The organism is Paenibacillus sp. FSL F4-0243, assembly GCF_037963295.1.
Lineage (GTDB): Bacteria > Bacillota > Bacilli > Paenibacillales > Paenibacillaceae > Paenibacillus_AQ.
This window is the reverse complement of record NZ_CP150151.1, coordinates 5,628,239-5,651,495: the sequence shown is the minus strand read 5'-3', so window position 1 is coordinate 5,651,495 and position 23,257 is coordinate 5,628,239. Positions and strand designations below refer to the sequence as shown.

The window sequence follows — 23,257 nt, the reverse complement described above, 5'->3', positions numbered from 1 at the left end:
AATATGACTGTGGGAGTAGACAGGAACGGTGATCCTTTCGCGTTAATAATGAGTCTTAATTCAGCTTCCAGAGTGCGGGTGTGGTCGCCGGTTCCCAGCCTTGAAGTGAAGTATGGGGCTGGAGGCAAGTATACGTTTTGGCGTTGTAGCTAACGATGTCACCCGTTTTGTAAGCGATTCCTACAATCCAGCTAGAACTCCCAGGGGTCGGTGCAACAGTTGCCGTCGGTGCTACTGTTGCAGTTGGCGCTGGAGTTGCCGTCGGTGCTACTGTTGCTGTCGGTGTTACAGTGGCCGTTGGTGTTGGAGTTGCGGTTGGTGCCACTGTTGCCGTTGGAGTCGGAGTTGCTGTCCCGCATACGTTGATGAATTTCCAGACTCCAGCAGCACCGCTAAGGTCGGGACGATCGCCTTGAGTCCACCATTTAGCTTCATAGACTGAACCGTTGTAAGAAACTTGCTGGCCGCCAGTATATACGGCAGTCTGGTTCCACGCCGCTGCGCATTGTCCCGGAGTAGCCGTCGGCGTTGGAGTTACCGTAGGAGTCGGAGTTGCGGTTGGAGTTACTGTTGCCGTTGGTGTTGGAGTTGCTGTTGCGGTTGGTGTCGGAGTTGGTGTCGGCTGTACCACTCCTCCGCCAAGGTCGGCGTTCAACTTATTGGTCAGTGTTTTGTTCCGGTCACCACTTGTCTCCCAGAACATGGCACCCGCTAAGCCTTTTGATTTGAGATAACTGATCTTATGGCCAAAAGATTCTACGTCGTCATAGCTGATATAAGTTTGGTTCGTTGGATTATAGAGATAAGGCACTTTAGAAATGTCATTCCAATAGCGGGTATAGCCGTTTTTGTTAATGTAATTAGCTTCGAGGTCATAGAAGTCATAACTCCCCTTTTCCCATGTGCCCGTGGACGAAATACCAGCGGACAATTGATATTGGCCATTTCCTGCGGCAGGAGCACCTCCCCAACCACGGCCATAGAATCCCATACCAAGCACTAACTTGTTCGCGGGTACGCCATTGGCTAAATAGCTGGTTACCGCTTTATCGACATTGAAATTTTGCGGTTCGGTCAGGCCTGATGCAGAAGCGGCTGGATCATAGTACAAAGGAGCATTGTGACCGGTGGTCTTATTCCAGCTCCCGTTGAAGTCATAGGTCATAATATTGATCCAGTCAACAATGGAAGCAATACCTGCAAGATTATTGTTATTGACGTACGTCGGTCCTGCACCGGAAGCAATGGTCAGCAGGTAGGTTTTGCCATCGGTCTGACCGGCAGCATTTAGCTTCTCACGAATTTTTTGCAGTAGAAGTACATAGTTTTCCTTATCTTCGGGACGATAACTGTTGCCTGCGAGCCCACCGCTGACTGGGTACTCCCAGTCGAGATCGACCCCGTCCATTTTATATTTACGAATGAAGTCTACCGCTGAGTTGGCAAAAACCTCACGGGTTACGGCTGTAGCCGCCACATCCGAGAAACGGTTCGACCAGGTCCAGCCCCCAACGGAGATCAACGTTTTCAGGTTCGGGTTCTTTTCTTTCAGCTTCCATAGCTGCTTCAGATTACCTTTGATGGGGTCATCCCATTTGTCATCCCCGAAGCTCTTTCCGGTGTCAATCCACGGGTCACCCAGAACAATCGTGCCGTTCGGAACGTTAATGGTCTGTGCTTGCTCATTTTGACAGCTCCATGTTACCGGATTAGGGCCGGTAGGGTCAGGGTTGCCGTGAATGCCATTCCAACAAATATCTGCGAAGGCGTAGTTAATGACATTCATTTTGGTAGGATCGATATCTGATACATTGTAAGCCCGCCCGTAAGCGGCCCAAGAAGCGTAATAACCAACCAGTTTATAATCCTGTGCGGCGTTGGCCGTTTTGGCACTACTACCCAGGGCTGAAAAAAGTGTAAGAACAAGCGCGGCGATCATCGCGATCGCAAAGGTCTTACGTGAACTTTTTTTCGTGAATATCATTGATTTTATACCTCCAAGGTTCAATGTGTAGTTCGAAATTCTTTTCGGCAAGAAACCCTACCTTCACCTCCCATAATTTGAAATTCACCTGTACCTTCACCCTTGCATATCTCTCATTCTACTGACACCCATTTCATAGATTTAGCAGCAAAAAAATAGCGGTCCACATAAAGCTCACACAATAAGTAAGCGCTTTCTAAACTGCTGTTTTAAGGATTCCTTTTTGATAAACTTGTAGATGTAACATTGTTGAAGGGGTGTAGGGTGAGTAGAAGAGTGGGTTTGGAGTTCAATAATTAGGATTAATTTCTTATTTATGGGTGAAGGCATTTCTTATTTTCAAGCATAGAGAGCGATTATGCTAGGGATAAAATTCAGTAATATAGGGGGACATTTTTCTAATTCATGGATACTTGTTTAGGTGAACTTTGATAGAAAAGGTGTATGTCCTCTTTTTAAGGAAACTCATGCAGAACACATAACCTCCGATGTTATGAATATAAATTATATACATGCCTGCAATATTTTTACGGAATTACGCAACGCATCGCTGTTTCATTTCGTTATAGTAGTATCATAAGGAAGGTGGTGGGTTCACCGATGGTTGTGTTTTGGTTGATTGCAGCCGGTGTCCTGTTTGTTGTAGAGATGATGACGCTTACTTTTTATCTGCTATGGCTTAGTATTGGTGCGTTGGCCGCAGGTGTGGTGTCGATGATTGTTCCTGAAGCCATTTTGTTTCAGGTGATCCTCGGATCACTGGTCGCACTTGGTCTGACTATATTCTCGAAACCACTGGTTTCTAAATTTCGCAGTTCACGTGGGTTCAAGGATACAGGCACAGAAATCGTAGGCAGGCAAGGAGTCGTCATTGAGCCGATTGAGCAAGGGCGCTATGGGCAAGTGAAGGTAGGCGGAGATACGTGGAGCGCGAGCTCTGACCAGTCTTTGGGCAAGGACGAAGTAGTCAGAGTAGTGAAGAGAGGCACGACCATTATTGAAGTAGAACGATGGGGGGATATGAACTAATGGAATGGGCAATTATTTCAATTATTCTAGTGGTAGTCGTAGTATTTGTGGCATTAACGATCAAAATCGTACCGCAACAACGGGTAGGTGTAGTGGAACGTCTGGGTAAATTCAATCGTCTACTGACGCCGGGTCTGAACATTCTGATACCTGTGATTGATCAGGTGCGTACTTACCATGATCTAAGGATTCAACAAGCGAATGTGCCTCCGCAAACGGTGATCACGAAGGATAACGTGCAGGTGCAGATTGACACGATTATTTTCTATCAGGTAGTGGGACCAGAGGAAGCTACGTATGGCATTTCCGATTATGTATATGGGGTAAGAAACATTTCAACGGCAACTATGCGGCAAATTATTGGTAAGCTAGAATTGGATGAAACGCTGTCTGGGCGTGAAAAAATCTCAACTGATATTCGTCTGGCGCTTGATGAGGCTACAGAGAAATGGGGCGTAAGAATCGAGCGTGTGGAAGTCATCGATATCAAGCCGCCGCTCGATATTCAAGAAGCAATGGATAAGCAGATGAAAGCAGAGCGGAGCAAACGGGCGATTGTTTTGGAAGCGGAAGCTGCCAAGCAAGATATGATCCTGCGTGCTGAAGGGGATAAGCAGAGCAAGATTCTGAAAGCGGAAGGCGACAAGGAAGCACGTATCCGCCAAGCAGAGGGTTCAAGACAAGCACAGGAGCTGGAAGCTCATGGTGAGGCGAAAGCAATTCAAGCCGTGGCTGAAGCAGAAAAATCACGCATTGAGCTGATTCGCTCAGCAGGTCTGGATGAGCATGTGCTCGCATATCGCTCCTTCGAGGCTCTGGCTGAAATCGCCAAAGGTCCTGCAAATAAAGTATTCTTGCCAACAAGCGCTGTTGAAACGCTGGGAAGTCTTGGGGCGATTGCTGAGGTATTCAAAGCGAGCAAGGATAGTAAATAGATTTTACAATTCGTGCTTCTTCCGTTAAAGTAAAAGCAAAAACAACCCTATGCATACGAAGCTATTGTTGCTCATGCAAACTTTGAAGGAGAGAAGCTACCGTGACACAAAAAGAAATCTCACCGTTAGTTGAACTGCTCGGATTACAACCCCATGTTGAGGGCGGTTGGTACAAAAGACTTTGGAACTCCGAATTTGAAATTCCGCAGGAAGTGCTTGGGGATAGCTATTCCGGATCGCGCCATTCGGCATCTTCGATTTATTTTTTGCTACACGAGGGGGAACAATCTGATTGGCATACTGTTTTGTCCGATGAAGTTTGGTTCTGGCATTCCGGTAGTCCAATAGTGCTTAGTCTCGGAGGTAATGGAGATAAGCCTGAGGATGTGCAGGAAGTTATTCTGGGTCTCGATATTGCTGCAGGTCAACAGCCGCAGGTCGTAGTTCCAGCAGGCGTATGGCAGGCAGCTCGTCCGTTAGGATCAGAACCAGTACTGGTATCCTGTATCGTTTCTCCTGAATTCCATTTTGATGATTTCAAACTGATTGAGAAATAAAGAAGAGCGGGGGCTTTATATATGCCTCCGTTTTTTTATGAGGATTTTGGGAATGATGAAGCAGTCTGCTATACTTTTGTGGTAGCGCTTGCTTCTGAAGCGTGAATTTAGGTTAAGTAAGATTAATGAAATAACAATAAGCTTGGAGGGTTAAGCGATGAGTGAATTGAATGCACCGTTCTCGGGAGGTCCGACTTTAAATGATGGAGTGACCATGCCGTGGCTAGGCCTTGGCGTGTATCAGACTAAAGATGGGGAAGAGGTTATTCACGCGGTCAAGACCGCAGTGGAGCTTGGATATCGCAGTATTGATACGGCTGCTGGTTACAATAACGAAGAAGGTGTAGGTCAGGCTATTCGTGAATGTGGAGTGGCCCGTGATGAACTGTTTATTACGACGAAAGTGCGCAACCCTGATCAAGGCTATGAATCAACGCTGAAAGCGTTCGAAGTTAGCCGGCGCAAGCTGGGGCTGGACTATATAGATTTGTATCTCATACATTGGCCGGTGGCAGGAAAGTATCGGGAGACATGGAAAGCTCTAATTCATCTGCAAAAAGAGGGTCTCATCAAATCTATCGGCGTGAGCAATTTTCAGATTCATCATCTGAAGGATATCATCGAGGACACTAGCGTGGTTCCAGTGGTGAACCAGGTGGAATTCCATCCGCTATTGACTCAGCGCGAGTTGCTGAAGTATGCCAATGAGCAAGGGATCCAGCTTGAAGCTTGGAGTCCACTAATGCAAGGAAACCTAGATCTCCCCCTTCTTAATGAGCTGGCTGGAAAGTATGATAAGACCCCTGCTCAAATTGTACTTCGTTGGGATTTGCAGCAAGGCGTAATTACGATTCCAAAATCGGTACATGCGGATCGAATCAAGGAGAATGCGGGATTCTTTGACTTCACGTTAAGTGATGAGGATGTTAAAGCCATCGAAGATTTGAACAGAGACCATCGTTTCGGTCCGGATCCTGACAATTTTAATTTCTAAAAATTACGAATACAAGCCAAACAGCAAGCCACCGATACGGGGACTTGCTGTTTGGCTTGTCGCTTACTGGATGGAGACGTTATATTTACGCAGCCAGAGATCTACTTGAGCTAGGTAAGCAAACAGCTGAGGACCGGACATGAGCTGACCGAACCAAGGCAGATTGGTTGAGGACTCTGGGGAGGCAGCGATCTCACGGATTTTGGCGGCATCGATTAAAGGAAGTATTGGCGAAGTAGAGTCATCTAGAATGTTCAATACTTGTGTTCGTACTGCGTTTAAATAGGCTGGATTGTGGGTTTTCGGGTAAGGACTTTTTTTACGATATAGCACATCATCTGGAAGAATTCCCTCAAGCGATTTGCGCAAAATCCCCTTTTCACGACCGTTCAGGTTCTTGATTTCCCAAGGAATATTAAAGACATATTGAACGAGCCGATGATCACAATAAGGAACACGTACCTCTAGTCCGGCGCCCATACTCATTCGGTCCTTACGGTCGAGCAAAGTAGGCATGAAGCGTGTGATGTTTAAATAGGACATTACGCGCATTTGTGCTTGTTTACCTGTCTCCCCATCCAATGTTGGGACTTCCGCTACAGCATCACTATATCTGTCACCCAAATATTCCAGCGGCCGAATCCATTCATTAACTTCAGGGGATAATAGACTTGCACGCATTTTAGGAGCAACTGACCAAGGGAAAGTACCCGAGGAGAGCATCTCCTCCCGATGGAACCAAGGATATCCGCCAAAAATCTCATCTGCAGCTTCGCCGGAAATGGCTACAGTAGCATTCTTTTTGATCTCACGGCAAAATAAATACAAAGAAGAGTCCACATCGGTCATCCCAGGTAAATCGCGTGTGTACAGCGCATTATCAAGTGCTTCTACAAGCTCTGGCGTATCAAATGAGATATAGTGATGGTTCGTATTTAATTCATCGACCATTCGCTTAATCCATGGACCATCTGCTCCGGGCTGAAAAGTATGGCTCTTGAAGTGCTTGTCGTTGTCGACATAATCGACAGAATACGTATCCACTCGTCCCTGGCCGTTTCGGTTGTAGTAGTCCACTGCAAGTGCTGTCAGCGCACTGGAGTCCAGCCCTCCTGACAAGAGCGAGCAGACAGGAACATCTGAAACCAGTTGGCGTTCGAGCGTATCCTGCAGCAGTTCACGTACTTTAGCGGCTGTCTCTGCTTCATTGTCAGTATGTTTTGCGCTTTCCAGCTTCCAATAAGCGTAACTACGCAGACCTTCGCGACTATAGATCATGGCATGCCCCGGACGAAGTTCCTGCATATCCTTATAAACACCGTGTCCTGGTGTACGGGCTGGACCGATAATAAAAATTTCCGCTAACCCTTCGGGTCCGACTATTGGCTGTACCTTGGGGTGCTGCAGCAGTGCCTTAGGCTCTGATCCGAAAACTAAGACGTCATCCACTTTACTATAGAACAGAGGCTTCACACCTAAGCGGTCACGTGCAAAAAAGACCTGATCCCGAAGTCCGTCCCACACTGCAAAGGCAAAGATCCCATTGAGCTTCTCTGCACAATCCGGTCCCCATTCGATATAGGCATGCAGCAGAACCTCGGTGTCACATTGGGTACGGAATTGATGACCCCGCTGCTTAAGTTCTTGTTTGAGCTCGGGTGCGTTATATAATTCGCCGTTGTACACAATCGCGTATACCTGTTCTTCATGGCGGGTGATCATAGGCTGCGCGCCGTTCTCTGGATCGATAACGCTAAGTCTGCGGTGACCGAATGCGCAAGGACCTGAAATCCAAGTTCCAGCTGCATCGGGTCCGCGGTTTGCTAAAGTTTCAGTCATTTTGACCAGCAACTGCGAGTGCTGCGTGAGATCTCCGCGCCACTGGATAAATCCGGTTATTCCGCACATGATGGTTCATCCTCTCTTTTTGTGCGATTGTTGTCCTTACTTTTTTGCCAAGTAATACAGATATATGCCGAAGGAAGGCATAAAATGTATGTCCTTATCCGAACACTAGGGGAGAGAGGAATTTGCCAGGAGGGAAGGATGACAGGTGTATTATATTAAAGATGCCAAAATTCGCAGAATGATGGAGTATGACGGTGCGCCTTGTGCAGAAGTAGGTGTATTGCCGGGTGCTGTTAGTGATCCTGCGCTTTTGGTGTATATCGTAGAAGATCAGCGCGAAGAAGGCTATGAGATTGTCCGTATCCTCACTAACGACGCAGACACTTCTACCGATTGGTTTGATAACAATATGCATGATGCTTTTAAAGATGTGACTTCGAGCGCGTTTACAGGCAGTATGATTATGTCGCCAGAAGATGAACGTTCCAAGTTTCAGAGAGAATTAATGACTTACGGAGATTTAAAAAAGCAGCTGGAGCAGCATTTTCGGAATCTGGAGTAATATGAGTAGAAATGAGGGTATCCGTAAGCTATGAAAATAGCTAGGATACCCTCGTTATTATCAAATTAGGATTAAGATTACTTATTTTCCAAAATGTTTGATCTTGAAAATTCTGCTGAATAAGGTATAATAAATATCGTTGCGTCAATACATATCATTAATTCTTATGTGTCCCGGTAGCTCAGCTGGATAGAGCATGCGCCTTCTAAGCGCACGGTCAGGGGTTCGAATCCCTTCCGGGACGTCAAGTAACAGCCTTCCTTCGGGAGGGCTGTTTTTGCGTGCAGAGAAAGAGAAGCCCGGGTGATCGTCGGAGCATAAGCATCGATAGGATCAGCTTCGCAGTCAGCCCGAAAGGGCTGTATCCCGCTCGGGGCAAGAAACAGCCTTCCTTCGGGAAGGCTGTTTTTGCGTGCAGGGAAAGAGAAGCCCGGGTGGTTCGTCGGAGCATAAGCATCGATAGGATCAGCTACGCAGTCAGCCCGAAAGGGCTGCATCCCGCTCGGGGCAAGTAACAGCCTTCCTTCGGGAAGGCTGTTTTTGCGTGCAGGGAAAGAGAAGCCCGGGTGGTTCGTCGGAGCATAAGCATCGATAGGATCAGCTACGCAGTCAGCCCGAAAGGGCTGCATCCCGCTCGGGGCAAGTAACAGCCTTCCTTCGGGAGGGCTGTTTTTGCGTGCAGAGCATCCTCGCCAAAGTAAGTAAACTGAAGCTCTGACAGATAATTAGGGAAAATCTCCCTATAATTCAGAGCTTTCTGCTCAATAGACCAATAATTAGGGAAATCCTCCCTGTAATTTAACTAATTCGTTGGCGAATATAGATATTCCCCCGATTTTTAGGGAGGATTTCCCTCTTTTCATTCCTTTCAAGCAAATATCGGCTAAATAGAGGGAGCTTTTCCCTAATTACACGAAAAGAAGGTGCCGAGAAAGTAGCCTCCACTACTTTCTCGGCACCTTGAGCCTTCCCGTGAGAAGGCTGTCTTGCATATGCCTACCGCTAAAGAAGCGGCCAGATCTCCTCCCAGACAGTGTCTAGAATAGCCTGCATATTATCTTCCATACTGTTAATAGCGATTACCACTTGTGGATCCGGTGCAACAATGCAGAATTGACCATGAGCACCATCGGCACGATATGCATCGTGCGTGCACAGCCAGAATTGACAGCCGTACCCTTGGCCCCAATCACCAGCTACGTTATTTTCGATCTGCTTTTGTGTAACAAAATCAACCCAAGCTGCGGGAATAAGCTGCTGTCCCTTCCACATTCCTTTTTGCAAAAGAAGCTGTCCAAATCGGCTTAGTTCTTCCGTATTGATCTGAAGTCCGGCACAACCGAGGGTGATCCCTTGAGGTGCCGTTTCCCAATCGACGTTTTCTATGCCTAGTGGGGCAAAGAGACGGGGAATGAGGTAATCCTTTACGGTTTGTCCGACACGGGCCTGAACCATTGCAGAGATCATAATGGTATCCCCGCTGCTGTAGGTAAACTGTTCCCCCGGGGGTCTGTCTAAAGGTAGCGATAGATAATGTTGTATCCAATTTACATCCTTCAAGGCCAATCTTTCTTCAATCCAAAACGGTGGGGAATCATGCCCTGTACTCATACGTAGTAAATCGAACAAGGTCAACTCCCCAGGTTGCATGGAAGGAAGGGCCTCTTTATGAGCAAATGCATAATCTGGAAACACATCCTTAAGTGTTGTATTTAGTGATAGTTTTCCTTCTTCGATGGCTAGACCCACCGCCATGCATGTAAAAGATTTGCTGACCGAATGCTGCAAGCGCCGAATATCCTCTGCGAAATCCACTTTTCCCACTAACGTTCCATTTTGAAGCACACGAACATTGAACACATTCAATCCACGTTCGCGGATCTGGGCTTCGAAGAAAGTCATGTTTAACATAAAATGTAGCCCTCTCTCTCTTAGATTCCAAGCTGGGATTAGGAAGTTTGGTAGTCGAAATGATTGAAAATGATGTGGAAACGTTTCCTCTGACTAGATATTAAATAGCTAAATCGATGCTATTCTATTCTTATTTTAAAGTCAATGCAAGCAGAAAGACTACTATTTAACATCAAAACAATTAAAATTTAAAACGAATTTGAGATACGAATCATTTTTAGTCAAAAATCATAGGTTGACTTCTAAAAAATATCTGTCCATAATGAACGTATTAAGCGATTTAGATCCGAAAACAGTCAAAATGACGTCATGGGAAACGTTTCCCATCATTTTATGCGTTTCCACCAAGCTGATTTCATCAGGTGCAGGGGAGCTCATTATAGGGGTGAAACAGGGGGAATTATGAATATCAAGGATATTGCAAGGCTATCAGGCGTTGGTATCGCCACGGTCTCCAGGGTAATTAATAACTCCGGTGTCGTAAGTGATGCAACCAGAGCTAAAGTAATGGCTGTTGTAAGAGAACATAATTACATTCCAAATGGAAATGCAAGCAATCTGAAAAAAACGCGTTCTAATACGATAGCACTTATGGTTAAGGGGATTGCAAATCCGTTTTTTGCAGACATGATTAAAGAAGTAGAGCGTCAAGTGAATCTGCGCGGCTGCCCGCTTCTGATCCAGCATGTTGAAGATGGAGTGGATGAGATCAATGCTGCTCTTCAGCTTGTGAAGGAAAAGAATTTATACGGGGTAATCTTTATGGGTGGTACATATGACCATTCTGAAGAAAAATTCAAACAATTGCCGATCCCATTCGTTTTGACTACCATCACGACTACGAAGGATGTTGATCCTGCCGTATTCTCTAGTGTGATCATTGATGATATGCAAGAGTCTTATAAAGCTGTGAGCTATCTAATTTCACTCGGACACCGGAACATTTGCTTTTTGGCCAGATTTCCTTTGGTTCAGCATACTACCGGAAACCGTCGTCTTATGGGTTATATTAAGGCCCTTGAGGATCATGGGATTGAGTATGATGCTTCCTTGGTAGAGGATTGTGAATACAGTCCAAGTTCTGGTTTTACGGCTACGAAAAGACTGCTTAATAAGAAAAAAGATATCACCGCTGTATTTGCCGCATCAGATACCATCGCTATCGGAGCTGCCAAGGCTTTATTGTCTTTGGGTCTATCGATTCCAAATGATATTTCGATCATCGGATTTGACGGTATAGAGATGGCAGAATACTATCACCCATCGCTGGATACGATTAGCCAACCTGGGGTGGATATGGCGAAAGCCAGTGTTGAAATTCTGTTTGACCTGATTTCGGGACAATCGGAGAACAAACATGTGGTATTCGAGTCTGTTTTGGTTAAGCGGGGATCTTGCAAGAAGATTAATAAATAAGCATAAACGCCTTCGGCATAATTTCTTATATTTTAAAAAAAGGTTCCGTAAGGAGATGACATATGGCACTTCTAACCGTTGAGACTGGTTCTCCTACCTTAAGAATGACAACGTCCATCAGCATCATCTCCCCCGTTGATTCGGGCAATACCACCGGAGGAACGCTCTATCTGTTACATGGTGCTGGCGACAATGCTAGCACATGGTACAGGCTGACCACCATTGAGCAGTATGCTAACAAGTATGGCTGTACAGTCATAATGCCTCAGGTAGGAAGAAGCTATTATACAGATATGGAGTACGGATTGGATTACTTCCACTATGTTACGCAAGAGCTTCCTGAGCTTTGTGGCCGAATGATGAGACTGGATGATGATCCGCAAAAGACGTATGTTGCCGGACTATCGATGGGCGGATATGGGGCACTAAAATGTGCACTTACCTATCCTGAGCGTTACAGCAAAGTAGTTTCCTTATCAGGCGTTACAGATATTCAGAAAAGATTGAAAGACCCGCAAATGTCTTCGGATATGGCGAGGGAGATGGCAGGTACTTTCGGAAAACGCTTACAAGTTAAGCCGGATCAAGATCTGTATGCTTTAGCGGCTAAATTGGTCGACGATAAACGTAAGCTGCCTTCAATTTTGACCTGCTGTGGCTCGGAAGATCCATTTGTGGAGATGAACCGGGAATTTGCTTCTCATATGCAAGCGAGTCCCTATACATTTCAATATGTAGAGACTCCGGGAACACATGAATGGAGATTCTGGGAGGAGCATCTGAAGACAACTTTTGATTTCTTGAACAACTAAGAGCAATGAGCAATTGCAGAAAGAGATATTATGGAGGATTTGAGATGAAAGACCAGCAACTGACGTCCCTGTTGAACCAGATGACGCTTGAAGAGAAAATAGCACAATTGCAGCAGCTAGCTGCTAATTTCTATGAAGGAGCGGAAGAAGGAGGGCAAATCACTGGCCCTATGGCATCCATGGGGATTACGGATCACATGATTGAGAACAGTGGTTCAGTACTTGGACTTTCGGGCGCAGAGCAAGTCATTGCCGTCCAAGAAGCTCATTTACGTAAAAATAGATTGGGTATTCCACTGCTGATGATGGCGGATATCGTGCATGGCTTTAAGACGATTTTCCCGGTGCCACTGGCGATTGGTTGCTCTTGGGATATGGAACGGGCGGAGCTAAGCGCTGAGATTGCTGCTAAAGAAGCGGCAGTATCTGGTGTACACGTTACTTTTGCACCTATGGCGGACCTTGTTCGGGACCCGCGTTGGGGAAGAGTGATGGAGTCTACCGGCGAAGATCCTTATTTGAATGGTAGGTTTGCCCGTGCATTTGTACGCGGGTTTCAGGGAAATGACTTGACGGGTGATGTAAGTCGTCTGGCGGCTTGCGTTAAGCACTTTGCAGCCTATGGTCTATCCGAAGGCGGACGGGATTATAATACGGTCGATTTATCAGAACGTCAGCTACGGGAATATTATCTGCCAGCCTATCGTGCAGCACTGGATGAGGGTGCAGAAATGGTTATGACTTCGTTCAACACGATTGATGGGATTCCAATAAGCGGAAACGTTAAGCTGCTTCGTCAGCTGCTGCGTGAGGAATGGGGCTTTGACGGCGTGTTGATCTCGGATTGGGGCGCGGTGAAGGAACTGATCCCACATGGTGTCGCCGAGGATGAGGCTGAAGCAGCACTTAAAGCTATCAAAGCTAGCGTGGATATCGAGATGATGACAGAGTGTTATGTGCACCAACTGCCAGTTCTTGTAGCAGATGGGCAAGTGGATGAAAGTATCATTGATGAAGCCGTACTTCGTATTTTGAAATTGAAGCAAAGACTGGGCTTGTTTGAGAATCCGTTACGTGGGGCAGATATAGAGAAAGAGCGCGAGGTAATTTTCTGTGATGCTCACCGGACAGCAGCGAGAGAATTAGCGGTTAAATCCTGCGTTCTACTGAAGAATGATCAGGTTCTGCCGCTTGCGACAGAGCAGCGGATTGCGCTAATCGGACCGTTTGCTAATAACGGAGATATTCTTGGACCATGGTCCTGGTTGGGTTCAACAGAAGAAGCTAGCCGTCTTGCTCCAGCTTTTGAAGCTCGTGCAGCTGCAGGTAAGGTTACCGTTGCAGAAGGCTCCGGGATTGAGAGCTTTACAGAAGAGCAATGGCTGGAGGCGAAAGCGGCAGCGCTGGAAGCCGATGTGATTGTGCTGGCGCTTGGAGAACATTCAGATATGAGTGGAGAAGCTGGAAGTCGTTCAGATATCCGCTTGCCGGAAGCGCAGCGTGAGCTTTTGCAACGTATGAAGACGCTGGGTAAGCCTGTTGTGGTGGTGTTGTTTAACGGACGCCCGCTGGATCTTAGTGGTGTGATCGAGAACGCGGATGCTATTCTGGAAGCCTGGTTCCCAGGAAGCGAGGGCGGCGCGGCGATTACCAGTCTACTGTATGGTGACGAGAATCCGTCAGGAAGATTAACGATGTCTTTCCCTGTATCTGTTGGGCAAATTCCGGTCTATTACAATCATTTCAATACAGGACGTCCTCTTCATGTACCGGGTGCTGACAAGCGTTATGTCTCACAATATCTGGACATTCCTAATGAGCCGTTCCTGCCATTTGGCTTTGGTCTTAGTTATACGACATTTAGCTACAGTGAACCGATCCTTTCCGGTGAAATAATGACGAAGGATCAGCCTATTAAAGTAACTGTTACGGTGACTAATACGGGTAATGTACAAGGTGAAGAGGTAGTGCAGCTCTATATCCGAGACATTTCAGGAGAAGTTGTCAGACCAATGAAGGAACTGAAAGATTTTGCTAAGATCAGCCTCTCCCCGGGAGAAAGCCAGGAAGTGAGCTTTACGCTTACGGAAGAACAGCTTCGTTACTATCATAGCGACTTAAGCTTTAGCAGTGATCCGGGACAATTCAAATTGTTTGTGGGTCCAAATAGCCAAGAGGTTAAAGAACGCGATTTTCGCTTAACATTAGCTTAAGTAGAATATATACGACACAGGTTGTCGTAATAGAGGAGTGCAAGAATATGACTACTAATATGAATTCTAACATCCATTTAAACGCTGGAGACTTATCATTCACTTTTACAAACAGCGGGGACTTGTTCCAAGTTCTCCATGAACGGACAATGATCAATCAATTGCTGCCTAATATTGTGGATGGCTCCTTATCCAATCTATATTTACGTATTCATAGTAATGGAAGCATTCAAGCTGTTCCTTTGCTGGGCATTCATTCTTCAAGCACTGTACGTAAGGCTGGGAACCGCTTGGTTTGGGAAGGTACTGCGGAAAATATCGAGTATCAGGTTATTTTTACTCCGACGGCTCAAGGCGCTTGGTTCTGGGACGTGAAGCTTAAAGGGCAAGATGCAGATGTGGATCTCGTGTACGGACAAGATGTGGGTATTGCCGATATCGGTGCTGTTCGCAGTAATGAAGCCTATCTGTCACAGTATATTGACCACGCCGTATTCGAGGATCAGTCAAAGGGATATGTAGTATGTTCCAGACAGAATCAGCCGCAAGGTGGCAAATTTCCATACCTACAACAGGGTGCAATCACTAAGGCAGCAAGCTTCTCAACAGATGGTTTCCAATTCTTTGGATTGTCTTATAAAGAGACCAATCAACCAGAAAGCCTGAGACGTGAGCAATTAAGTAATGAAATCTATCAATATGAATTCGCTTATACTGCGCTGCAATCGGAGCGGGTGAAGCTGAGTGGGGAAGCCCGGTTTGTATTTTATGGATTGTTCAAGCAAGATCATCCAGAAGCGATTACCTCGTTAGAATTCACGAAGGATGTTACTGCGGCTTGGGAAACGGTAAAAGAGTTGCCTTTAGAAGCTGAAGCACCGCTCGAGCGTTCTTTCTTGACGAAAGAGCTGGGAGCACCACTAGCTGCAAATTCTCTGACGAGCGAAGAGATCGAAGCCTTGTTCCCGGTTCGCTATCAAGAGGAAAAAGAGGGAGACCAGCTTCTGTCTTTCTTCACGGAAAATTATGAGCATGTTGTATTGAAAGAGAAGGAACTTAAGGTAGAGCGTCCTCATGGTCATATTCTAATGAGTGGGGATAATGCCCGACTTAACGATAAGGTCATCACTACGACTTCCTATATGTACGGAATATTTAACTCACAAATCGTTATTGGCAATACCAATTTCAACAAGCTCATGACCAATGCCAGAAATGCACTTAACATTCCAAAGGCTTCGGGACAAAGAATCTATGTACAGTGGAATGGCGAATATCGCCTCTTGACCATGCCTTCATTGTTCGAGGTTGGTTTCAACTATGCCCGTTGGTATTACAGAACAGATGGCGAATGCTTTATTATTACGAACTACACTACTGCAGATTCTCCGGAGATATTCCTGAATGTGCGTACGGAAAGTGGAAAAGCTTATCGCTATCTAGTCACTAATCAAATCACTATGAACGTTAACGAATACGAGCTTCCATATCAATTCAAACAAGAAGAGGGAACCGTAACCTTCTCGGCTGATAGAAGTGCACTAAGTGCAGGAGAATATCCTGATCTGCAATATAAATTCCAGGTACAGGGAGCGGATTTCACTCTTCAAAATGAAGGTAGGCTCGTCTCTCATGCTGACCAGTCAGATGCGCCGCTAGCTATTCTGGAACTGTCGGAGAGCAGTGAATGGACATTGAACATTCAAGGTCTTCTGGATGGTAAGGAGATTCAATCGAGCAGCCGTACAGCCGAAGAGGAGATTTCCGCATACCGCGAGTTCTACAGCGGGGTTATGAATGGCTTCCGCTTGACGTTAGGTGATGGGTCCGAAGGTGAGTTGTTTAAGGTAAATGCTCTAGCTTGGTGGTATACACATAATATGCTCGTCCATTATTCAGTCCCTCACGGATTGGAACAATACGGCGGCGCTGCTTGGGGAACCCGTGACGTGTGTCAGGGACCAGTGGAATACTTCATGGCTACGCAAAAATACGATCAGGTTCGCGAAATATTGCTGACCCTGTATGCTCATCAATATGAAGATGATGGTAACTGGCCACAGTGGTTCATGTTTGATAAATATACGAAGATTCAGCAAGAGGAGAGCCACGGAGATATTATTGTATGGCCACTCAAAGTGCTTGGAGACTATTTGGCGGTAACGCAAGACTACAGTATTTTGCAAGCGACTGTGCCTTATACTCGTAAGCATAGCTTTGATTTTACAGAGGAAAAAGCGACGCTGCTGGATCATGCACGGAAGGAAGTTGCTTATATTAAGAATCACTTCCTGCATGACACGCATTTGTCTTCTTACGGTGATGGTGACTGGGATGATACACTCCAACCGGCTAATCCACAGCTGAAGCAGTACATGGTTAGCAGCTGGACAGTGGCGCTTACCTATCAGACATTGAATCAGTTCTCAGAAGTGCTTCATAAAGTTGATCCAGCAGGTTCGGAAGAGTTGAAAGCGATGGTGGAGGGAATCCGTGAGGATTTCAACACACATATGCTTCAATCTGAGGTAATTCCAGGCTTCTTGTATATGGAGGACCCAGAGCAAGTGAAGCTTATGGTACATCCAAGTGATACGGAAACAGGGATCCAATACCGTCTGCTGCCAATGACGCGCAGTATGATCAGTGAGCTGCTTACACCAGAACAAGCCGAAGCCCACTATGAAGTAATCCAAGATAAACTGTTCTGTCCAGATGGCGTTCGTTTGATGAACCGTCCAGCTCAATATGTTGGCGGCGTAAGCACCCATTTCAAACGTGCGGAGCAAGCTTCTAACTTTGGTCGGGAAATTGGACTTCAATATGTACATGCACACATCCGTTATGTAGAAGCTATGGCTAAGCTAGGGAAAACCGATCAGGTTTGGAATGGCCTAGCGGCGATCAATCCGATCGGAATCCGCGACGTGGTGCCAAACGCTGAACTACGTCAGGCTAACTCTTATTTCAGTAGCTCGGATGGTAAATTTAACACCCGTTACGAGGCACAGGAGAATTTCGATAAACTGCGTAATGGTGACGTAGCGGTTAAAGGTGGCTGGAGAATCTATTCAAGCGGTCCTGGGATCTACATGAACCAGTTGATCTCGAATGCACTGGGGATCCGTACGGAAGGCGGAGATTTAATCGTCGATCCAATTCTGCCGGAGTCGCTGGACGGAATGCGCTTTAGCTTTGAATATGCAGGCACTAAGGTAGACTTTATTTATCACCTTACGGGCTCTGATAACAGTCGGATTACTGTTAACGGTACAGAAGTTCAAGCCGAAGGTACGCTTAATCGCTACCGTAGTGGTGGTATCCGTATCAAACGTGAGGACTTTGATCGTCTCTGCGTAGAAGCTGGAAATGTGATAGACATTTATAAGTAAGATAATAAAAAAGGGCAATCTCCGCGATAAGCGTGGAGATTGCCCTTTTTTTACTACATACGGCTCGGTGTCGGTAACCCAAGCACCTCTAGCACTTCACCTAAAGTGTCCTTAAATCTCGAAGTGAGCCAGAGGCGGAACGCGATGGTAGCCTCCGCACCTTTTAAAATCGGACATATAGAATAGAAGTTATTGAAAAGTGTGGCTAAGGTATGCGCGTATGTGCAGAGTATATTCGGCGTCAATTCTATGCTGGCAGAATACAATGTCTCCTGCCAGAGGCTAAGCTGTCTCAGCAAAGCGAGCTCTGCTTTTTCCATTTCGAGTGGAAATTGAAGCTTTGAGGCATCTGTGCTGAATGGGATTGTAGATTTGCTCAAAACACTGCTGGCACGGGCATAGGTGTACATCAGATAAACCCCGGTATTACCGGATATTTCGGTAGCCTGTTTGAAATCAAACACGATTTCCGTTCCCAGGTTAAACCGCAGCAGATAATAACGAATAGCAGCAGCTGCAATGATATGGCTGGAAAGACCCTCTTTATCAGAGCGCGAATGTTCTATGTTCTGTTCCATAAGCTTTACTAAATCGCTCACCTTAACGCCGATTCATTGGCGCCCGGACATGGCATAAGAAGATTTTCCTTCTGAAGTATCTATCCCCAGCTCAGCAGCAGAGGCCGGACTAAGAGAAACAACGCCATAACTTACATGATGGAGCTTCTCAGCCTGCTCGTTATATCCTAGTGCTCCTAAAGCCTGCTTAACCATTTGTTGCGGATATTCCTGTCTATAATCGATCACGTTAATAACACGGTCGGCATGTCCATAAGGCTCATGGGTTCCAGTTAAACCTGTGGTCCATAAACCAGACGAGAATTCACTGTAGGTGAAATCTTTGGATAGTAGACCGAATTTCCAGAGATGATAAGCAATGTCTTTGGCTGTATACGTCAAAATCCCATTCGAACGAACAAGCACCTTATCCATCTGATGATCCTCTGACTCCGCTCCACTGCTAACCTCTGTCCCTTGCTTTAGCACCCAGCAGCCCGCAAGTTTGCCTTCAGTCTCCTGTACAAAAACTGCCGTTTGCTTCAATAGCTCAGATGCGGCTGTCCAGAATCCCTCTTTTAAAATATTGCTCTCCCACACCAGCAGGTCATAGTGAATACCAAAACGCTTCATTTCCGCTACATGTTCTCTCACAATACGTTCAGCGACTAAGTTGCCCAGCCACGCCTCATTACCATCACCCTGTTCAAGGGCATGCAGCATATCCGTGCGCTTGTGAGTGATCTCTGGATTCCGTGCATATTCTTTGTTCACTTTGGCATATAGATCCCAGCAATAATCACCGAAGCGTTGATGTTCCCCTTCTAAAGGTACATTTAATAAACCAACGACTGTATCTGCCAGCTGGTTGCCCAGATCATCCACGTAGTTATGGACCTCTACGGTATGTCCGGTTCTTTTCATGATTCTGACCAGCGCATCGCCGATGCAAGCATTTCTCAGATGACCTACATGAGCAGCTTTATTTGGATTGATTGAAGTGTGCTCTATGATGACCTTTTCCCTTGTGCTGTCAGGCAGATTAAAGGAATGTTTAGCCCACACCTGCCAATCCATATACAAATTAATAAATCCAGGAGCAGCTACTTCGACTTTTTGTAAAAGACCCGTGTATCTCTCTTGTAATTTAATTTCTGCTTTTACTAACTCTGCTATGACGAGAGGGGATTTACGCAGGAGTTTGGCTAGCTGCATAGCAATATTGCAGGAATAATCACCATGCTCTAGATTAGCTGGCTGTTCGATCAGAATTGCAACATCGTTTGGGTAGGCAACTTCTAAGGTGTGGAATACTTTTTTTACACTTTGTTCAATGCTGTGTTTGATGATTTGACTTAACATTTTATACCCTCCTTTGAAAATACAAAAAAGCCCTCGTCTCAAAAGAGACGAGGGCTTTAGCGCTCGCGGTACCACTCTCGTTGCTAAACAGATCTTTAGCCACCTTACAGGATAACGGTCTTCAGCCGGGACTTCCTACTTAGGTTCAGAAGTCCATCTCACGGGTGCGCTTCATTAGGTGATCTGTACCGGCTTGCACTTACCCGGCTCGCTGTGGACTAGAACACGTTAACTACTCTCCCGCTCATCGATGCTTGAATAATTTTTATCAGTATAACGAATATTTCGAAAAAAGCAATAGGGTGTTGCTCAGTAAAGTCTAGAAGATGCTTGAGTTTTAGATTGTCCGATTAGTAGATTACAAATTCAAAGAATAGAAGGTTGCCTTTTTTTCGGGTGGCAATTCCTTTGCTTAAATGTCCACACATTAATTTTAAATACAGAATATTACTATATAGAGCTATTAGTTATGAACCATGTTACTAGTGTTGTAGTTTTTAATCTTTCAAACTGCTGGTGGAAGGGAGGAGTGAATAAAGATGGCTTTATTTTCAACTGGACCTATAGATAATAGTCCAATTCTGGGGATCAGACAGACGCAAATAGTAACGGTAAAAGTAGTTAATCGTGATTCTCTTAATTCTTATAATCTCGTCATTCAAGGCTTCTTACTAAATGGGTCAAGAACGATGTATGTGAATGAAATGGTAAGTCTCGCACCTAACCAAGTTCTAACTAGGAACTATTTTGCTGATTTAGACGCATTTGAATTTGAGTTTGTAACATTAGAAGAAGTTGAAGCAGAGATAGGGATCTCAGTCTGGGGAAAACAGGCTTCGGGAGAAATGGTAGATTCTCATCGTATAGTAGCGTGGGAAAAACATACAGCAATAATCTAAAGGAGTGTTGAAAATTGAGTTATTTATCTACCGGGCCGATAGATAATACCATGGTGGGAGGTATACGACCTACTCAACATGTTACGATCAAAATCGATAACCGAAGCGATGTTGTTTCTTCTACAGTTCTCGTCCAAGGATATTATATGGATGGGACAAGAACTTTATATGTTAGTGAGCTTGTTAACGTTATGCCTGATCAAGTTATAACAAAGGACTATTATGCGGATTTTGATGCGTTTGAATTTATTTTTACGACTTTAAGCCTGGTAGATGATCCTATTCAAATTTCAGTCTGGGGAAAAAATAGTGTAGGTCAAATTGTGACTGCTCACCGACTTGTCCATGCTGAATTACTTGGAGCAACGGTAGGGGCAACTGGTGCTACAGGGGCAAATGGAGCAACAGGGGCAACGGGTGCGGATGGAGCGACTGGAGCAACTGGGGCCGACGGAGCGACTGGAGCAACTGGAGCCGACGGAGCGACTGGTGCAACAGGGGCCGACGGAGCAGACGGGGCGACTGGAGCGACAGGAGCAACTGGAGCCGACGGAGCGACTGGTGCAACTGGCGCAGCCGGAGTGACTGGCGCAACAGGGGCAGCCGGAGGAGCGACAGGAGCAACGGGAGCGGACGGAGCGACAGGGGCAACAGGAGCCGACGGAGTGACAGGGGCAACAGGAGCAACAGGAGCAGATGGAGTGACTGGAGCAACGGGAGCGGACGGAGTGACCGGAGCAACGGGAGCAACGGGAGCGGATGGAGTGACAGGAGCAACGGGAGCGGACGGAGTGACCGGAGCAACAGGAGCAGATGGAGTGACTGGAGCAACAGGAGCAGATGGAGTGACTGGAGCAACGGGAGCGGACGGAGTGACCGGAGCAACGGGAGCGGACGGAGTGATTGGAGCAACGGGAGCAACGGGAGCGGATGGAGTGACCGGAGCAACAGGAGCGGACGGAGTGACTGGAGCAACAGGAGCAGATGGAGTGACTGGAGCAACAGGAGCAGATGGAGTGACAGGAGCAACGGGAGCGGACGGAGTGACCGGAGCGACTGGAGCGGATGGAGTGACCGGAGCAACAGGAGCGGACGGAGTGACTGGAGCAACTGGAGCGGACGGAGTGATTGGAGCAACGGGAGCAACGGGAGCGGATGGAGTGACCGGAGCAACAGGAGCGGACGGAGTGACTGGAGCAACAGGAGCAGATGGAGTGACTGGAGCAACAGGAGCAGATGGAGTGACAGGAGCAACGGGAGCGGACGGAGTGACCGGAGCGACTGGAGCGGATGGAGTGACCGGAGCAACAGGAGCGGATGGAGCAACAGGAGCGGCAGGTGTAACTGGAGCAACTGGAGCGGATGGAGCCACTGGAGCAACTGGAGCAGTTGGAGTGACTGGAGCAACAGGAGCGGCAGGTGTAACTGGAGTGACTGGGGCAACGGGAGCAGCTGGAGTGACTGGAGCAACAGGAGCGGCAGGTGTAACTGGAGCAACGGGAGCGGATGGAGCCACTGGAGCAACAGGGGCAGCTGGAGTGACTGGAGCAACAGGAGCGGCAGGTGTAACTGGAGCAACGGGAGCCGACGGAGTGACTGGAGCAACAGGGGCAGCTGGAGTGACAGGGGCAACGGGAGCAGTTGGAGCGACTGGTGCAACAGGAGCCGACGGGGTGACTGGAGCGACGGGAGCGGCAGGTGTAACTGGAGCAACAGGAGCGGCAGGTGTGACTGGAGCAACAGGGGCAGCTGGAGTGACCGGAGCAACAGGAGCCGATGGAGTGACCGGAGCAACGGGAGCAGTTGGAGCGACTGGAGCAACGGGAGCCGACGGGGTGACTGGAGCAACGGGAGCGGACGGAGTGACTGGAGCAACAGGGGCAGCTGGAGCGACTGGGGCAACAGGAGTGGCAGGTGTAACTGGAGCAACAGGAGCGGCAGGTGTGACTGGAGCAACAGGAGCGGCAGGTGTGACTGGAGCAACGGGGGCAACTGGAGTAACTGGAGCAACCGGAGCGACTGGTGTAACGGGAGTAACAGGAATAACTGGTGTGACTGGAGCAACAGGGCCGAATATTCAAGCTGAGGGATTCTCAGCGTTCCTATCAGCTTTGTCAGTTTCTACTTCTTCCCAACTGACTGGATGGTCTGTGGCTTCTCCTTTCTATTCTGATCCTTCCTTTAACCCTGTTACGGGTAATTACACAGTTCCGACAACGGGTAGATATTCTATTGAAGCGACCATTAACTATTCCACAACTGCCTCAATCTCAATTAGTCTTGGTAGTGGGGTTAATCCAGCTTTCGTAGTTCAGAGAACTTCTCCTACTTCAACAAATCTGGTAAGTGGATTATTCCCTGTGTTGGATGTGAATGTTGCGCTTATTCTAGATTTGAGAGCTATTTTGGGAAGCGGGACTGTAACGCTGGTTGGAGAATTTGCACTAACAGCAGGTGATGTTATTGGTTTGTTCTATGTTTCTAATGGCTTGACGGTTCCTTTGAATCTGGGCGGTGCCAATACTTCGGGTATAGTTTGGTCTGTTCATGAATTGACGTAAATTTATCTCTGAGTTTGATTGTGAAAATAGAGGATGCACAGTAGCCGTAAGGATGGCTTCCTGAGCTATCCTCTATTTTGTTAACGGGACAAGTTTTGGGCAGAACAGAATAATGCTCCTAAGAGTTACAATCTATTGAATATTGATAGATTTATAGATTTTTCCAATAGCACTCAATATGTATAGTAGTAGCTTTTGATAGATGTCCACACATTAAAAAGAGAA

The 23,257-nt window shown here is 46.7% G+C and carries 14 protein-coding genes, 1 tRNA gene, 1 pseudogene and 1 other annotated feature; of the genes and pseudogenes, 12 read left to right on the top strand and 4 right to left on the bottom strand.

Going from position 1 to position 23,257, the window contains the following annotated elements; genetic code table 11:
* Nucleotides 1-55: 55 nt before the first annotated feature.
* Nucleotides 56-1,984: a glycosyl hydrolase family 18 protein gene (locus NSS87_RS25130; protein WP_339243343.1), complete on the bottom strand. Its 1,929-nt coding sequence runs from the start codon at nucleotides 1,982-1,984 to the stop codon at nucleotides 56-58.
* Nucleotides 1,985-2,584: 600 nt separating this feature from the next.
* Between NSS87_RS25130 and NSS87_RS25125 the strand changes: the two genes are divergently transcribed.
* From NSS87_RS25125 to NSS87_RS25110, 4 genes are all read left to right on the top strand, one after another.
* The gene (locus NSS87_RS25125; RefSeq protein ID WP_149644740.1) at nucleotides 2,585-3,013 is read left to right on the top strand and encodes an NfeD family protein; all 429 of its coding nucleotides are present in this window, start codon (nucleotides 2,585-2,587) and stop codon (nucleotides 3,011-3,013) included.
* On the top strand, nucleotides 3,013-3,948 hold the full coding sequence (locus NSS87_RS25120) for an SPFH domain-containing protein (RefSeq protein ID WP_042191323.1): 936 nt from the start codon (nucleotides 3,013-3,015) through the stop codon (nucleotides 3,946-3,948). Before NSS87_RS25125 ends, NSS87_RS25120 begins: the two co-directional genes overlap by 1 nt.
* A 101-nt stretch (nucleotides 3,949-4,049) precedes the next feature.
* The gene (locus NSS87_RS25115; protein ID WP_042191321.1) at nucleotides 4,050-4,505 is read left to right on the top strand and encodes a cupin domain-containing protein; all 456 of its coding nucleotides are present in this window, start codon (nucleotides 4,050-4,052) and stop codon (nucleotides 4,503-4,505) included.
* A 157-nt stretch (nucleotides 4,506-4,662) separates the two neighbouring features.
* The gene (locus tag NSS87_RS25110) at nucleotides 4,663-5,499 is read left to right on the top strand and encodes an aldo/keto reductase (RefSeq protein WP_339243341.1); all 837 of its coding nucleotides are present in this window, start codon (nucleotides 4,663-4,665) and stop codon (nucleotides 5,497-5,499) included.
* 63 nt (nucleotides 5,500-5,562) lie between these two features.
* Here the strand turns inward: NSS87_RS25110 and asnB are convergent, their stop codons facing one another.
* The gene (gene asnB / locus NSS87_RS25105; RefSeq protein WP_076300472.1) at nucleotides 5,563-7,407 is read right to left on the bottom strand and encodes an asparagine synthase (glutamine-hydrolyzing); all 1,845 of its coding nucleotides are present in this window, start codon (nucleotides 7,405-7,407) and stop codon (nucleotides 5,563-5,565) included.
* A 145-nt stretch (nucleotides 7,408-7,552) separates the two neighbouring features.
* Here asnB and NSS87_RS25100 point away from each other — a divergent pair, with 145 nt between their 5' ends.
* On the top strand, nucleotides 7,553-7,909 hold the full coding sequence (locus tag NSS87_RS25100; RefSeq protein WP_042130688.1) for a hypothetical protein: 357 nt from the start codon (nucleotides 7,553-7,555) through the stop codon (nucleotides 7,907-7,909).
* Between the two features lie 170 nt (nucleotides 7,910-8,079).
* Nucleotides 8,080-8,153 (top strand) — tRNA-Arg (locus tag NSS87_RS25095).
* A gap of 758 nt (nucleotides 8,154-8,911) precedes the next feature.
* Here NSS87_RS25095 and NSS87_RS25090 read toward each other — a convergent pair.
* A complete protein-coding gene (locus NSS87_RS25090) occupies nucleotides 8,912-9,820 on the bottom strand; it encodes a serine hydrolase (protein WP_339243340.1) in 909 nt (302 codons plus the stop codon).
* A 402-nt stretch (nucleotides 9,821-10,222) separates the two neighbouring features.
* On the opposite strand from NSS87_RS25090, the gene NSS87_RS25085 reads away from it, so the two are divergent.
* The 4 genes from NSS87_RS25085 (at nucleotide 10,223) to NSS87_RS25070 (ending at nucleotide 17,653) form a co-directional block, all read left to right on the top strand.
* Nucleotides 10,223-11,236 (top strand): LacI family DNA-binding transcriptional regulator, encoded by a 1,014-nt coding sequence (locus NSS87_RS25085; RefSeq protein ID WP_076120813.1) that lies wholly within the window; start codon nucleotides 10,223-10,225, stop codon nucleotides 11,234-11,236.
* Between the two features lie 62 nt (nucleotides 11,237-11,298).
* The gene (locus tag NSS87_RS25080) at nucleotides 11,299-12,048 is read left to right on the top strand and encodes an alpha/beta hydrolase family protein (RefSeq protein ID WP_339243339.1); all 750 of its coding nucleotides are present in this window, start codon (nucleotides 11,299-11,301) and stop codon (nucleotides 12,046-12,048) included.
* A 44-nt stretch (nucleotides 12,049-12,092) separates the two neighbouring features.
* Nucleotides 12,093-14,261: a glycoside hydrolase family 3 N-terminal domain-containing protein gene (locus tag NSS87_RS25075; RefSeq protein WP_339243338.1), complete on the top strand. Its 2,169-nt coding sequence runs from the start codon at nucleotides 12,093-12,095 to the stop codon at nucleotides 14,259-14,261.
* A gap of 47 nt (nucleotides 14,262-14,308) precedes the next feature.
* Complete coding sequence (locus tag NSS87_RS25070) at nucleotides 14,309-17,653, top strand: cellobiose phosphorylase (protein WP_339243337.1); 3,345 nt, start codon at nucleotides 14,309-14,311, stop codon at nucleotides 17,651-17,653.
* Nucleotides 17,654-17,706: 53 nt separating this feature from the next.
* Here the strand turns inward: NSS87_RS25070 and argS are convergent.
* Nucleotides 17,707-19,572 (bottom strand): annotated as a pseudogene (gene argS, locus NSS87_RS25065) (arginine--tRNA ligase).
* 40 nt (nucleotides 19,573-19,612) lie between these two features.
* Nucleotides 19,613-19,829 (bottom strand) — a binding site (T-box leader).
* 282 nt (nucleotides 19,830-20,111) lie between these two features.
* Between argS and NSS87_RS25060 the strand changes: the two are divergent.
* Both NSS87_RS25060 and NSS87_RS25055 read left to right on the top strand, forming a co-directional pair.
* Nucleotides 20,112-20,471: a hypothetical protein gene (locus tag NSS87_RS25060; RefSeq protein WP_339243336.1), complete on the top strand. Its 360-nt coding sequence runs from the start codon at nucleotides 20,112-20,114 to the stop codon at nucleotides 20,469-20,471.
* A gap of 14 nt (nucleotides 20,472-20,485) precedes the next feature.
* A complete protein-coding gene (locus NSS87_RS25055) occupies nucleotides 20,486-23,032 on the top strand; it encodes a calcium-binding protein (RefSeq protein WP_339243335.1) in 2,547 nt (848 codons plus the stop codon).
* The last annotated feature ends 225 nt before the right edge of the window (nucleotides 23,033-23,257 follow it).